Below are 13,339 nucleotides of genomic sequence, written 5' to 3' on the forward strand. Positions count from 1 at the left end.
GGTTGATCAAGAACAGAGGTGCCCAAAAATGGTTGTAAACAACCCCGCTATAATCTCAACCCTTGGTGTCAGCTTTTCTTTCGAAACAAACGGATTTCGTCGTGCCCGGGGTGTGCTGTAATGGCAAGAATGTTGGCCAGTGTTCAGAACCGCGAGGAAGCCGAACTCATCTTCCAGAGCGGGGCGGATATCATCGACCTGAAGGATCCGGCAAATGGAGCGCTTGGTGCCGTTGATACCGGCAAAGTATTGGAAATTATTGATTTTGTTGGTGGGAGGTGCGCAGTGAGCGCCGCCTGCGGCGACCTTCCGATGGAGCCTGAAATCATCAGGGCGACGGCCGAGCGTTTTGCTGCCACGGGTGCCGACTATATCAAGATCGGCTTTTTTCCGTCTCCGAATTTGAGTGGTTGCATGGAGGCACTGAGGTCTGTTGCTGCACACAATAAATTGATCGGCGTATTGTTTGCCGACTACAAGGACAAATATGGCAGTGACCTGTTAGACCGGCTAAAGGCAAATGGCTTCCACGGTGTAATGATTGACACCGCAGACAAGTCCAAGGGACGTTTGCTCGCTCATATGGCGCCCGACCAGATCGGCAATTTTATCAAGGAAGGCCAGGCGCGCGGATTAATGGTCGGAGTGGCGGGATCGCTCGAAGCTCCGGACGTTCCCAGGCTTCTGGCTTATAGTCCGGACTATCTCGGTTTTCGCGGCGCGCTGTGTTCGAGGCGTGACCGCACTGCGGCCATCGATCTTGGTGCCGCAATAAAAATACGCGGCCTCATTCCCGCCGTGCAGGAGAACGGGCCGCCGGCCAGGGTCGACTATAAGCTGCTGGCTGCTCGGGGATATTATCCCGATCCCGCACAGGCTGGACTTGGCGCCGACAAGATATTCGTTCGTGCCTTTGTCCTGCCTGTGCAGATCGGGGCATACAGCTTCGAGCACGGGAAATCCCAAAATGTCAGTTTTGATGTTACGGCTGATGTTTTGCGTGTAACCCGCAACCCCGAAGATATGCGTCATGTTGTATCCTACGACCTGATCATGGACGGCATTCGCGCTATTGTGGCGCGTGGACATGTGGAATTGGTGGAAACGCTCGCAGAGCAGATCGCTTCCTTCATTCTTGAAAATCCGCGGGTTACCCACGTCACGGTGCGGGCGGAAAAACTTGAACTGGGCGCCGGGGGCGTCGGCGTGGAAATCGAGCGCAAAAATGAGATAAAAGCCTCGTTGATCAAGCCGAGGGGCGCTCCTATCCAGATCGGGCACAAATCGCCATGAAACCTGCCATCGTGAAACTTGGGGGGAGCACGGCCGGCGAAACGCAGATGCAACATTGGATCGATGCCATCGTAAATGCGGCATTTCCGGTTGTTATCGTGCCAGGTGGCGGACCATTTGCCGACCAGGTGCGGATATCGCAGCGCCGGCTCGATTACTCCGATCAGGCGGCCCATGCCATGGCGATCCTTGCCATGGACCAATTTGGTATTGCCATTGCGGAACGTCATCCCAGCCTGCGTATGGCGCGCACAGTTCACGAAATCGAGGCATTCCTCTATATGGGACACACGCCGGTGTGGCTTCCCTCGGCGATGACGATCGGCGCTGCCGATATTCCCTGTTCGTGGGATATCACCTCGGATAGTCTATCTGCCTGGCTGGCAGGCGTCTTGAGCGCTGACGATATGCTTCTCATCAAGCAGACGGATGAGTATCAGCATTTTCCAACGCTCGAGGAGCTTGCGGCGGCCGGTATTGTCGATGGCATGTTGACGGCCATGCTCACCGGCGATATCCGCGTTCATATTGCCGGCCCGCAAATCATGAATTGGCTCGATTTGCCGTTGACGAAGATACCGGGCAGTTTAATCCTGCAGGACAGACAAATTGAAGCGATGAGCCTGCGATGACCCGACTGCATACACCGCGCTGGGCTTGGGCGCTGACAGGCTCAGGACATTTCTTTATCGAGAGTTTCGAACTGATCCGCACCCTCAAACATTGCGATGTCTTTGTCTCAAAGGCGGCCAATGAAGTGTTGCGCATGTATAAACGTGAACTGGACTTTCCCGCCACGACGCGCGTTCTCCACGACAAGACTGCAAGTTCCGTACCCGTCGGCGGCTTTTATTCGGGTGTGTATCATACGGCGGTCATTGCCCCGGCTACCTCGAACACTGTGGCAAAGTGCGTGGCCGGGATATCGGATTCGCTGCCGACCAACGTATACGCGCAAGCGGGAAAATGCCGGATACCAAGTATCGTTTTCGCCTGTGATACTGCGCCGGAACTTGAAACGATGAGCCCCGGCGGCATGGTAAAGGTCTATCCCAGACCCATTGATCTTGAGAATACGGAAAAACTCAAGCACTACGAATGGACGCTGGTTGTGGAATCCCTGGCCGAGCTGGTGGAGGTGATCGAACGCCGTCAAAGCGAGCTTGGTGGTGATGAGTGAACACCTGATTTTCGTTACCGGGCATCTGGCTCATGCGCGACTGGAGCGCATTCTTGCGGGCATCGATACGTCTGCCTTCACTTATGAGATCGTAGATATAGGGGTCAAGGTTGCCGCCCTGATGACCGAAGATATCATCGTGCGGCGCCTGAAAATGCCGATCAAAGCGGACCGCATCATTCTTCCGGGCCGCTATCGCGGCAAACTTGACAGTTTGAGCCAGCACTACGGCATCGCGTTCATGCGTGGTCCCGATGAAGTCGCCGATCTGCCGGCCTTTCTCGGGCGGGCAGGAAAGCCGGTGGATTTATCCGGCCACGATATGCGGATATTTGCTGAAATAGTCGATGCATCATCGCTTTCCCTGGATGAACTTACGCGGCGGGCAATGCAGTTGGCCGATGCCGGTGCCGACGTGGTTGATTTGGGCTGCCTGCCTGAAACACCCTTTCCGCATCTTGCCGGTGCCGTGCGCAGCCTGAAGAAAAAGGGCCTGTCCGTCAGTGTTGATTCAGCCAATGTTGAAGAATTGGAGACGGGCGCGGCGGCCGGTGCTGATTTTCTTCTCAGCTTGACCGAACATACCCTGCAACTGGCAACCAAATATCCGGTTACGCCGGTTCTCATTCCCGCCGATGCCGGCGATCTTGACTCTCTTGGCAGGGCAATCACGGCTGCGCAAGCCGCAAAGATCAGCTTCATTGCTGATCCCGTGCTCGACCCAATTCACTTCGGTTTCAGCACGTCGATCGGGCGGTTTTTGGAGGCACGCCGCCGCTGGCCCACCATTCCGATGATGATGGGTACAGGCAATCTTACTGAACTTACCGATGCCGATTCATCCGGTGTCACCGCTCTGCTTGCAGGAATTTGTTCGGAGCTTTCGATCGGCAATGTACTGGTGGTCAATGTCAGCCCTCATACCGTCCGTACCGTCGAGGAGCATGATCGCGCCCGCCGTATCATGTTCGCGGCCAAACAGGATCATTCCCTGCCTCGCGGTTATGATGCCGGGCTGCTGCAGGTGCATGACCGCAAACCCTATCCCAGCAGTGTACAGGATATTGCGACCCTGGCTGCTGATGTGCGCGATGCTAATTTCCGGATCATGACGGCGCCTGATGGTGTGCATGTGTTCAATTCCAAGGGGCACAGCGTGGAACAAGATGCATTCGAGTTTTTCCCCGCTCTGAGCGTTGAGACAGATGGCGCGCATGCGTTTTATCTGGGAGCGGAATTAACAAAGGCCGAGATCGCATGGAAACTTGGCAAGCGCTATAGTCAGGACGAACCACTTGAATGGGGTGTCGGCACACCGGGCAAACCAAAAGATCGCCTCAGGCTGGCGGAAGCGGGACATACGCTTCGTGGAAAAAAGGATAAGACGACTTGACCTATATCAGGGAAACAATCGTCACAACCATGAGCGGCGACGGCGTTATCCACATTGCGCCGCTGGGCATTATCCAGCATGGTCAAGGCTGGATAATAGCCCCGTTCCGGCCCTCAAAAACCTTGGAAAACTTAGCGGCCGTGCCTTTTGCCATAGCCAATTACACCGATGACATGAGAATTTTCGCCGGTTGTCTTACCGGCCGCAAAGACTGGCCGACGGTCCCGGTAGATGATTGTCCCGTTCCCAGACTCAAATCAGCCCTTAGCCACTCTGTCCTCGAAGTGGTTTCCGTTGAAAATGATGAATTGCGTCCCCGGCATATCTGCAAGGTTATATCAGAGGCGATACATGCTCCCTATACGGGGCTGAACCGTGCCAAGGCGGCGGTTCTGGAGCTTGCCATTCTCGTCAGCCGCCTGCAAATGCTACCGCCCGAAAAGGTTGCCGCAGAGATAGACTATCTGAAAATCGCTATCGAAAAAACCGCGGGTCCGGACGAGCTTGAGGCATGGTCATGGCTCATGCAAAAAGTCACGGATCAGCAACCGGCAAGTTAATGGCAAGGTGGGGTCACGATTGCAGGTGAATTGAGCCGAGAACGGCGACTGCCGCGGCCGGCGCCGCTTTGGCGGCTGCCTCACGGACATTGTCGCTCGCCGGTATCAATGTACCAAAATCAAGATAGGGCCGGTTTAATCGCTTGGCCAATGCAGCGACCTGCGGACGGCCGATCCCTGCACCCACCACGGGGGCGGAGCCATCAGGTCCAAGTATTTGTGCAACACGAAAAGCCCCGTCGTGGATCATGCGTAGCTGGTGCTCGCTGAACCAACGTGCAATCTCCATCCATTCTTGATCATCGAGATCGCTTCGATCCCGTCCAACCATTCTGGCTATGCGTTCCATGGAGTCCGCCAAGGTTTTCGGTCGACGATCGGCAGACGGATATTTGTCATCCGTCTCTTCAAGAGTGCCCAGAATGCGGCCAATGTCGGCGGTGTTGGCGAAATATTCATTCATCAGGGGTGTCATGGCACCGCGCACGGGAACCAGCGCTGCTATGCCGATGAGTGCCGAACGGGAAAATCCAGTGTAGACCAGCTCGCCGCTGAGCAGTCTCTCGGCATCCGTATAGCCAATATTGGCCAGTTCAGAATTTTTAAATGCCAGAATATCCGTTGTCGTGGAGCCCATATCAACAAACAGGCCATTACCGGCCAACTTTGCGGTGAGCGAGGATGTGGCGTGCCAGTTGGCTGATGCAATGTCGCCGCCCAGTTTGCGCGCGGCGCTGATTGTGCAGAAGTTCGCACGGCCAGCGTAAATCAGTGTGTTTTTGCTACCAAACTCTTCCTCGATAAAATCAAGCAAGGCTGCGATGCCCGCATCCCGCGAGGCGAACGTATCGGAAAGTTCACCAGTCATAGTAAAAATGTTGAACACATCTTTTTGCGGTGCAGGTTGGAATGCACGCAGGGCATTGCGCGTTTGATCCAATCCCAGCCACAGAGGTGTTTTGAAAATTTCAGCCGAAACGATCATGCCGTTTTGGCAGCGCGCCATCTTGAGATGCGCACCGCCAATATCCCAACCATTGATCAAGGGCTTTCTTTCGTTGGCAAATCGGGATTTCATGGACAGACTGTTCCTTGGATTTTTAACGTGCATATCATTCCGGTACTCGACATTAAAGATGGGTTTGTTGTTCGTGCTCGCATGGGTGAGCGCGAATGCTATCGCCCGATTGAGACACCCTTGAGTCAAACGGCCCGGCTGCTGGATGTCGCCAACGGCTTGCGAACAGTCCATCCATTCGAAGCATTTTATATTGCCGACCTCGACGCAATTTTGCACCGTGACTCAACAGAGACCGTCTTGGCCAGGATTGAGCCTCTCCTCGACAGCTACAAAATATGGCTCGATGCCGGTTTTTCGCAGTTGCATCAGTTTGAGACAATTTTGGCCAAGAGGGGTATCTGCCCCGTTCTTGGGTCTGAATCTCAGCAAGATGCATCCCTGCTTCGAGCTTTGCGCAACCACGCACAATTGGTTCTGTCGCTGGATTTTCGCGGTGATGAGTTTATCGGACCTTCATCCATTCTTGAAAGCAATGCAGACTGGCCCGAGCGCATTATCGTTATGACCCTTCGGCGCATTGGAGCCGGTATCGGGCCGGATTTCGACCGGCTAAAAGCAATCAAACAACGAGCCGACGGGCGCATTGTCATGGCTGCAGGTGGTATCCGAAATATCCACGATCTCGAGCGCCTGGAGGAGATCGGCATTTCCGGCGCGCTCGTGGCGACATCACTGCACGATGGAACATTGAACCGGCAGGCGATTGCCGGTCTCCTCCAGTGATTATAGTCAGACAAGAATTGGGAAGAAATTGCCATTTCCCCCCAATCTTCAGTTCAAAAACCCAGACGTTTTGCCAACCGGCGCAACAGGCCATCGGTTTCGACAGAGGGCGAACTCTGTGCGGGGTTGTCTCGTGTCTAAGCGCTGAATGGATGCTTGACTGAATCGCGGGCTGCAGTTGCTTCCGCCGCTGTAGGCTTGCCGGTCACCGCCCTTTCGATGGCTTCCTTGGTCGCGCGATAGTTAAAGTCCTGGATTTTGGCATCATCCTCTGCTTCCCAGTGAATGAAGACGCCAACGCAGATAAAGACATCATCGGCTTCGTCAGCCGGGATTGTGCCATCGGCAACACTGTCCTGAACAGCCTTCGCCACAGCATGCTGTGCGGGACCGAACATCTGGACAGCCTGCTTTGCTCCTTTGATGGTCACCTTGTTGAACAGGATCGTGTTCGGTTTGCAGGCCATATTGGGCGCTATGACCGCAAGAAGAGACGTAAACCCGTCCTTGTTGTTGGTCAGAGCATTGCAGAATGCTGTTTCAACTGCGCTGCCACGCGGCCCGATCAACAGATCGATATGCGCAACTTCATTCCCATCGCCAATCAGCGATTCGCCAACCATAACTTTATTGATTTTTGCCACGGCCAAATTCCTCCCTAAACCGTTTCCAAAAGGTATGTCCACAGACGCCGTACACTCGAGACACGACTCTCGATGGACAGCTATCCTTGTTCACAGCACCCTTGGATGGGGTCGGTTGGCCAGATAGCAGCGGATGAAATCCGCTGCTTAAATTCAAGCATTTACATGGCCATTATGCAAGAGCCAGTTGAGTTTGAATGCAAAAAGGCATGCCACGGTCAGGTCTGCCGATGTTCCAGGATTGACGTTTGCAGCCTTTAGCCTGGCATCAAAGGAAAGGAGCAGTTTTTCACGCTCCCTGCCATCTCGAATGCCCCGTACTTTATCCAGGATTTGCCGCGCTTCATTTCTTGTCTGTTCAGCGATTGCGACACTGTGCTTGCGAACGATGTGACTGTCCACAAAGTTTGAAAGGAAATGAAGGTAGACGAAAACGGTCGGCCACATGTCCTGCTCACCGCAGTCCGTTGCAGCCATATGTGCCTGAAGCCCTCCATCAAGAATGTCGGAAAAACCGGTCACATATTGCCGAGCGATCATGTCGCGGTCCGCAGCAGCTCCCATTGCTTCCAGCAGTGATACGTCGGGCGCATCGTTGACATCGTGCTCGGGCGCTGAACCAAGCCCGCCGGGGCGCGCATGCACAATGGCGTCAAATATATTGCGGGCGTCCTCTGTACCCAGGCTTTGCAGGGTCGCCTTTATCCCGGTTTCAAGGTCGCCTGCCGACATTTCAGCAGTTTTCGCCAAGGGCGCACAAAGGAGAAGAATTCCAAGATTGGTGTTCGTACCGACCTTGAGCGACGTCGCCTTGACGGCATCCAGAATCCGCTCTCCAACGGAAAGGGCGCGATTGGATATCGAGGCTGCAGACACTTGTGCACTGGCCAGGAATTGCTGGGCAGTCATACGGTGGCCATCGGCAAAACGATGCACATTGCCTGGCTTCAGAGCCTCGATTTCCTGATAGCACGCATAGATGTAGGCTTGCCTGACTTGTTGCCTCGTCAAAGTCACGCCGCAGGTCTTTCGGATAAACTTGGCGCAATCATGAAGACAAGGGCATCCGCAATGCTTTCCGCGATCCGTATAGGAACGACAGACTGCAATCCGGTCCAGGCGGGCATGCTGTTCACCTCGAGAATGAGAAGCCTGCCATCCGATGCCGGAATAATGTCAACTCCGGCGAAGTCGGTCCCGATGGCGGCAGAGGCGGCAAGAGCCAGCTTTTCCAACTCCGCCCGCAATGGCCCGACGACAGTCTGTCCTTTGCCGCCCTTGGCGATATTGGTTATCCAGCCTTCGGCGCGGCGTTCCATCATGCCGAGCACCTTGCCGGCACAAGTGAAAACCCGGTAATCGCAGTAAGGTGCACCCGATCGTGCCACGAAACGCTGCAGATAATAGACATCGTCAATTTCTTCCGGATCGGGCAGATCGTCAATGTTATGGATAAGCCGGATACCGCGCCCCTGCGAGCCGAAAAGCGGTTTGAGCACCAGTGGTCCCTTGCTCAGCTCGCGCACGGCCACGGCCTTGGCATTGGCGAGGCTTTCCACGGCAAAGGTTTCGGGAGTTGGCAAGCCAGCCTGTGTGAGAAAGAATGTAGTCGTGGATTTGTCGACGCATCGCTCGACGGCTTTTGCCGAATTCCACACGGGCACGCCGAGATGAGCGAGCGCATGCAAAACGCCAAGCCTGCGGGTGATTGCTTCAAATGTTCCTGAAGAAATCGAACGCACAATAGAAGCATCCGGCAGAACGCCATTCATGCCAGGGATTGCAATGCCGGAGGGGTAGCGGCTATCAAAGCCGATATCCGAAAGCGGATAGGTCAAAACGGTCATGCCACGTTTACGCAGTGCCGTCCGGAGTTCCCTGACCTGCCGGTCGATCCGGTCGGAAAGAATGAGTATAGTTTCTGCCATGATCTTCTGCCCTAACCCAGTGACCGCTCGAGCATTTTTTGGTGGATGCTGCCGTTACGGAAGGTATCGCCCGTTTCAATCGCCGTGACAATGACCCGGGCAGGACTGAAAAGACGCGGGTCTATGGCATAAAAGTCTCCTTTGAACTTCTTGAATGTATCGGCGAACGGCTGGCCGTGATCGTGTGAGGTATGGCTGGGCAGCTGTGCAGCCAGTTGACGGGCAGCGTTCGCATCGCCTTTCACGAACAATTGCACGGTTCCGCCATAGATGATCGCATCATTCGTCCTACCCATGGCCGTCAGGAAATCCGGATGCGGGGCGGGAATGGGGGCTGTACCAATACCGTCGACAATATCATTCAAGGCAAACCCCAGATCATGCGCTTTGTGCATGGCAACTTCGAGCACACGGCCAACGATCTGCACGGCCCCCGTAAGGCTTTGCGTTGGAGCATAGATGAACGTCAGCCCATCGGGGGCAATGCCCGTTGCCTTGGAAACCTTGTCGACAACAGCAGGGGGTGGGGGTTCTGCCGTCTCCAGGATGACAACCGAAGCTTTTGCATCGGGTTCGCGATAATCGATTTCCTGGAATAGTGGCTCGACACGCGCCAGTGCACGCGCCGGACCAGAACCCATGGCGAAATATTCTTCATGCGAGAGATTCCACCCCGCATACTGGCTCGCAAGGCATGCAAGGACGGGTTGTGACGAGCGCACTGTAAGGGCGTATGGCCACGGGTCATTGTTCATCACCGTTGATACCGTGCCGAGCCCGCCCAAACAGATTTCGATAATACGCAACCCGGCCTCAATGCCACCTTGGCAGTTTGCCCCCGCATCTATCAGCTGCTCGCCGAGACTGCCGCGGCTATGTAAAATACCCAGCCTAGAAGCGTCCTCAATCATCCTGATGGTCAGCTGTTGCGCGCTGTGATTCAAATAGGCATGGCCATTTCTCATCGATATTCCTCCCTCCAGTTAACCGCAATCTGTTTGATGCGGTCCTTCACGGCTTTCATCGCTGCAGAAGCGGAGGGAGCCGTGGCAAAGACTGTACAAATGGGATCGCCCGCCTGCAGTGCGGTCCCCGATATCTGATGATCGGCCGTGAAAACTGGCCAGTTGACATCGGGAAACGAGCCTAACGCCTTGTCGGCATAGGCGATCCCCGATGCACTGGAACCTGCATAGGACGGAATCTGAATATCCGATCCAATCGTCGCGCGCATATGCTCCAAAAGGAGCGGCGTCTCTTCACAGTCGAAAATGTCAAGCGTTGCTCCCGGGCGCGGATTGATTTCAATGAGATGCAAATCCCGATCATCGATGAAGTCGGCGCTGCACAATCCAACGAGACCGGTTATCTCAACCAGGGCATTGAGCCAGGTTTCAATCAGCGCCGCTTTTTTTCTGTCGTAACGGCCGAGCCGGACCGCCCCACCATACCGGAAGGGAGTTTGACTGGTTGGAGAGACCCATTGGCGGCTGAACCCGATCATGTTGGCTCTTTTGCGATCAGCCAGAAACAATGCCGAAAGGTTTCTGCCGGATATAAATCGCTGATAGTAATGCTGCCGACCGACGGAGCTGTCGCGCGCCTGCCTGACATGAGAGCCGCCTGCGGCGCCTGAGCGCTTTACCAGCCAATTTTTTAGATCGTTGGGAGCTTCAAAAGCAATTGCCGGATGCGGAATGCCGATTTGGCGGCATAACCGTTGCAGATTGACCGGATCTTTTACCGCTCGGATGGTCTGCGCACTGTTTCCGGCAACGGCAAATCTGCGCGATATCGCATCGATCACGCCCGGGTTAGCCTCGAATCCGGAACCGTAGATGAGTGCAACCGGCATTTCGTCGCCCGCCAGTTCTTTCAACGCTTCAAGAAGCGCCACTTCCCCGATTCCATCCTGCAGGCTTCCAGAAAGCTTGATCGCCCGCTCGGCAAGAGCCAGAGTATCGCTGTCGTTGAAGAGATCGGCCACCAAAGGGCGCAGCCCCGCTCGCCGCGCTGCTGCAGCCAGAGCACGTCCCGAAACAGCGGCAATCAGAACCGCGCTATTTGGCAAGATCGCGAGCAAGGGTGAACGCATCCCGGAAATCATAGATGACAGGTTTCTTCGCCTTGATCATCTGTTCGAACAAACCAGCTTGAGTCTTGTATTTGATGTTGCCGATCGAGAGTGCACCAATGCCGACGGCATTGGTCGCATTGAGTGGCTCGCCATTTGCGTTGACCTTCAGGCCTTCAATGCCTGCCGGAGGGACAGCATTTACATCTGCCGCCACAAGAAGCGCAGTTGCTGCCTTCAACTGCGTCATTGATAGGACTTGCACACCAGCCTTTGCCGCCGCCAAGACGACTTGCGCCTCCTGCAGGATTGATTTCTTATGGGGCTCCGTCGAACCATCGACTGGATCCACTGTGACATTGAACCTGGCTTTCATGGAGGCGGCGAGCGTCTTCACGCGTTCCATTCCATCGTGCCCAACGATCGTGACCTTTGCACCGTGTTCCGCCGCGATAACGGCTGTACAGTATCCGACAACACCAGTTGCACCAAAGATCGCAATTCTTGTGTCTTTCAATTTGCGGTCATGATATTTCGCGAGCGCTTTTTCAACCTTGGCAACCATAGCTGCTGCGGTGGTAAAGGACCCAGCTGGATCGGCAAACACCGAGATGGCAAAGGGCGGAACCATTGCTTTTCTTGCCGCGTTGAGCATGTCGAGCGCCACCGGCGCATCTTTGCCGGCTAAAAATATGCCTGTCGCGACGCCGGCATCGGGAGGACGGGAGAAGATAGCGTCCTGAACAAGATTTCCGACATCAGCAAGAGTAACATCGGTATAGGCCATCACTGAGTCATAGCCTGCGTCGAGCGCCATATTGACGTCAAATGGGCTCATTTGCCGGAGAGGTGTCAGCATGTGGAGGATGGTTTTACGGCTCAATTTTCCGTTCCTTAACAATGGTGGTGCCCATGGTTCAGGGTCAGTTTACATCTTAGGCTCTGGCGAGGTTCAAGAGGGTATGGGTTATCTCGGCGCCCGCATTTCTGCCCGCCACGATCTGGATTTTTGCCCCGGCGTCGGGAGTGATGCTCTTTACGATATGCTCTGCTTGCTTCTGCGAAGCGGCAAAGGCAAAACCTGTCGGCCCCCACGAGCTTTGACCAATCCCAGTTGCACCAGCCTGTGCCAGCCGGTGAATTGTGGCTTCAACGCTTCTGCTGGTAAAGATGCCACCCTGCGCAGGAGCGAAATATCTTCCGATTTCATCCTGAATGGCCTGAACGGCCTGTCCGAAAAGTGGAAGGTTCCTTTCCATCAGCGCGGGCATTAAGCTCATGACGACATGGCGACAGATCAAAGCTGATATCTCGACGGGAAACGGAGGGAGCGTCTTGAATGCTTCGATTTCCTCCTGGCCGTGAATACCCTGCGTCGAGGTGTCGAATACGAGAATGACCCGCCATGTTTCGGGGAAGACAATGCGGGAGATGACTGTTGGCGCTGCGCTTCCATGTCCCTTCCCTGCGTCGATGATGACGCCCCCTTTATTGAAAGCTGCAATTCCTATTCCCGAACGTGAACCGCGCCCAAGCAGTATTGCATCGTTCACGATATCGGGTTCGAAATGGTGCAACGTGCGCAGTGCAGCCGAAATGGCAAGCGCAATTTGGGTGCCAGACCCCAATCCGATATGACTGGGGATGGTACGATGGACTGTTACATGATGATGAGCCGCTATGCCAAGATGATTGCAAAATGTTGTCATGTGCTGTGCCACCCGGATTGCCTCGGCACCATGAATTTCCGGCTTTGACGCCCGCGCAATGGTCACAACGGTGGCGATATCCTCTATAGGCAAGCCAACACTGCCAAAGCGATCACCGCTCGCGCGCGGAATATCGAGGAAGCCGAGATGAAGACGGGCAGGGACTTTGATCGTGACGGATTCCGACATTTGCTTAATTTACACAATCTCAAAATCGGGCCCTGCAATATATGATATCGTCTTTCCAACAAGGTGCAAGTGTGTTGAACGAACAATCGGGAGGATCGACGATGACGAAAGAAACAGACAGTTTAGGCCCCAAGGAAACAGTTTATTCCGAAAGCGAGATTATGGCGCGTCTTGCAAGGGATCTGCCGCACTGGCGTTACGAGAATGGTTGGATACGCAGAAAGTATAAGACTCATAGCTGGAAATCCACGCTCATGGTTATCAATACAGTTGGTCATCTTGCAGAAGCCGCCTGGCATCACCCCGATCTGAAGGCATCCTATGCCTGGGTTGAAGTACTTTTGCAAAATCACGAGGCCAAGGGCATCACCGACAAGGATTTTGAACTTGCGATGAAGATCGAGGAGGTTGTGCAATGGCAACCAGGCAAAGAAGGGGGAGCCCTTGAAGGCACGCCTCCTGCCGATCAGCGCTTTGCCTATGTCAAGTACGACTAATTCGCAGATTTTCTGTACAGGCAGGGTTCACATTCGCAAAAAACCAGATAAGGTTTTAGCCAGGCACC

15 protein-coding genes are annotated in these 13,339 nt (G+C 54.6%); 7 read left to right on the plus strand and 8 right to left on the minus strand.

The annotated features are described in order from the left end of the window. Positions 1-120 precede the first annotated feature (120 nt). Genes QFZ34_RS02220 through QFZ34_RS02240 form a run of 5 tightly spaced genes read left to right on the plus strand, consistent with a single transcriptional unit; the run spans position 121 to position 4,426 of the window. Positions 121-1,293 (plus strand): (5-formylfuran-3-yl)methyl phosphate synthase, encoded by a 1,173-nt coding sequence (locus tag QFZ34_RS02220; protein WP_307276318.1) that lies wholly within the window; start codon positions 121-123, stop codon positions 1,291-1,293. After that, the gene (locus QFZ34_RS02225) at positions 1,290-1,925 is read left to right on the plus strand and encodes an amino acid kinase family protein (protein WP_307276321.1); all 636 of its coding nucleotides are present in this window, start codon (positions 1,290-1,292) and stop codon (positions 1,923-1,925) included. The genes QFZ34_RS02220 and QFZ34_RS02225 overlap by 4 nt, the downstream gene beginning before the upstream one ends. Next, positions 1,922-2,473 carry a flavoprotein gene (locus QFZ34_RS02230; protein ID WP_307276323.1) on the plus strand — a complete coding sequence of 184 codons (552 nt, stop codon included), beginning with the start codon at positions 1,922-1,924 and terminating at the stop codon, positions 2,471-2,473. The genes QFZ34_RS02225 and QFZ34_RS02230 overlap by 4 nt, the downstream gene beginning before the upstream one ends. Next, a complete protein-coding gene (locus QFZ34_RS02235) occupies positions 2,466-3,866 on the plus strand; it encodes a DUF6513 domain-containing protein (RefSeq protein WP_307276326.1) in 1,401 nt (466 codons plus the stop codon). The genes QFZ34_RS02230 and QFZ34_RS02235 overlap by 8 nt, the downstream gene beginning before the upstream one ends. Continuing rightward, positions 3,863-4,426 carry a DUF447 domain-containing protein gene (locus QFZ34_RS02240; RefSeq protein ID WP_115053895.1) on the plus strand — a complete coding sequence of 188 codons (564 nt, stop codon included), beginning with the start codon at positions 3,863-3,865 and terminating at the stop codon, positions 4,424-4,426. The genes QFZ34_RS02235 and QFZ34_RS02240 overlap by 4 nt, the downstream gene beginning before the upstream one ends. A gap of 13 nt (positions 4,427-4,439) precedes the next feature. Here QFZ34_RS02240 and QFZ34_RS02245 read toward each other — a convergent pair whose 3' ends face one another. Beyond that, the gene (locus QFZ34_RS02245) at positions 4,440-5,504 is read right to left on the minus strand and encodes a hydantoinase/oxoprolinase family protein (protein ID WP_307276330.1); all 1,065 of its coding nucleotides are present in this window, start codon (positions 5,502-5,504) and stop codon (positions 4,440-4,442) included. Between the two features lie 27 nt (positions 5,505-5,531). Here QFZ34_RS02245 and QFZ34_RS02250 point away from each other — a divergent pair, with 27 nt between their 5' ends. Continuing rightward, positions 5,532-6,230: a HisA/HisF-related TIM barrel protein gene (locus tag QFZ34_RS02250; protein WP_307276333.1), complete on the plus strand. Its 699-nt coding sequence runs from the start codon at positions 5,532-5,534 to the stop codon at positions 6,228-6,230. A 137-nt stretch (positions 6,231-6,367) separates the two neighbouring features. Here QFZ34_RS02250 and fae read toward each other — a convergent pair whose 3' ends face one another. From fae to QFZ34_RS02285, 7 genes are all read right to left on the minus strand, one after another. Then, positions 6,368-6,874: a formaldehyde-activating enzyme gene (fae, locus tag QFZ34_RS02255; protein ID WP_115054086.1), complete on the minus strand. Its 507-nt coding sequence runs from the start codon at positions 6,872-6,874 to the stop codon at positions 6,368-6,370. Between the two features lie 153 nt (positions 6,875-7,027). Continuing rightward, positions 7,028-7,891, minus strand: a complete 864-nt coding sequence (locus QFZ34_RS02260) for a triphosphoribosyl-dephospho-CoA synthase (RefSeq protein ID WP_307276338.1) — start codon at positions 7,889-7,891, stop codon at positions 7,028-7,030. After that, positions 7,888-8,802 carry an ATP-grasp domain-containing protein gene (locus tag QFZ34_RS02265; protein WP_307276341.1) on the minus strand — a complete coding sequence of 305 codons (915 nt, stop codon included), beginning with the start codon at positions 8,800-8,802 and terminating at the stop codon, positions 7,888-7,890. The genes QFZ34_RS02260 and QFZ34_RS02265 overlap by 4 nt, the downstream gene beginning before the upstream one ends. 11 nt (positions 8,803-8,813) lie before the next feature. Further along, positions 8,814-9,767 (minus strand): methenyltetrahydromethanopterin cyclohydrolase, encoded by a 954-nt coding sequence (gene mch, locus QFZ34_RS02270; protein ID WP_307276344.1) that lies wholly within the window; start codon positions 9,765-9,767, stop codon positions 8,814-8,816. Beyond that, on the minus strand, positions 9,764-10,897 hold the full coding sequence (locus QFZ34_RS02275) for an ATP-grasp domain-containing protein (RefSeq protein WP_307276349.1): 1,134 nt from the start codon (positions 10,895-10,897) through the stop codon (positions 9,764-9,766). Before QFZ34_RS02275 ends, mch begins: the two co-directional genes overlap by 4 nt. Then, positions 10,863-11,759, minus strand: coding sequence for an NAD(P)-dependent methylenetetrahydromethanopterin dehydrogenase (locus QFZ34_RS02280; protein ID WP_307276352.1), 897 nt, complete (start codon positions 11,757-11,759; stop codon positions 10,863-10,865). The genes QFZ34_RS02275 and QFZ34_RS02280 overlap by 35 nt, the downstream gene beginning before the upstream one ends. Before the next feature lie 52 nt (positions 11,760-11,811). Next, positions 11,812-12,774 (minus strand): beta-ribofuranosylaminobenzene 5'-phosphate synthase family protein, encoded by a 963-nt coding sequence (locus QFZ34_RS02285; protein ID WP_307276356.1) that lies wholly within the window; start codon positions 12,772-12,774, stop codon positions 11,812-11,814. Between the two features lie 101 nt (positions 12,775-12,875). Between QFZ34_RS02285 and QFZ34_RS02290 the strand changes: the two genes are divergently transcribed. Beyond that, positions 12,876-13,271, plus strand: coding sequence for a 4a-hydroxytetrahydrobiopterin dehydratase (locus tag QFZ34_RS02290; protein WP_307276359.1), 396 nt, complete (start codon positions 12,876-12,878; stop codon positions 13,269-13,271). The last annotated feature ends 68 nt before the right edge of the window (positions 13,272-13,339 follow it).

The organism is Phyllobacterium ifriqiyense (genome assembly GCF_030817885.1).
In the GTDB taxonomy this organism is placed as follows: domain Bacteria; phylum Pseudomonadota; class Alphaproteobacteria; order Rhizobiales; family Rhizobiaceae; genus Phyllobacterium; species Phyllobacterium ifriqiyense.

Coding starts and splice junctions, on each gene's coding strand:
- QFZ34_RS02220 (WP_307276318.1), top strand. CDS start 121: ATGGCAAGAATGTTGGCCAGTGTTCAGAACCGCGAGGAAGCCGAACTC.
- QFZ34_RS02285 (WP_307276356.1), bottom strand. CDS start 12,774: ATGTCGGAATCCGTCACGATCAAAGTCCCTGCCCGTCTTCATCTCGGC.
- QFZ34_RS02275 (WP_307276349.1), bottom strand. CDS start 10,897: ATGCGTTCACCCTTGCTCGCGATCTTGCCAAATAGCGCGGTTCTGATT.
- QFZ34_RS02235 (WP_307276326.1), top strand. CDS start 2,466: ATGAGTGAACACCTGATTTTCGTTACCGGGCATCTGGCTCATGCGCGA.
- QFZ34_RS02245 (WP_307276330.1), bottom strand. CDS start 5,504: ATGAAATCCCGATTTGCCAACGAAAGAAAGCCCTTGATCAATGGTTGG.
- QFZ34_RS02230 (WP_307276323.1), top strand. CDS start 1,922: ATGACCCGACTGCATACACCGCGCTGGGCTTGGGCGCTGACAGGCTCA.
- QFZ34_RS02225 (WP_307276321.1), top strand. CDS start 1,290: ATGAAACCTGCCATCGTGAAACTTGGGGGGAGCACGGCCGGCGAAACG.
- QFZ34_RS02265 (WP_307276341.1), bottom strand. CDS start 8,802: ATGGCAGAAACTATACTCATTCTTTCCGACCGGATCGACCGGCAGGTC.
- QFZ34_RS02290 (WP_307276359.1), top strand. CDS start 12,876: ATGACGAAAGAAACAGACAGTTTAGGCCCCAAGGAAACAGTTTATTCC.
- mch (WP_307276344.1), bottom strand. CDS start 9,767: ATGAGAAATGGCCATGCCTATTTGAATCACAGCGCGCAACAGCTGACC.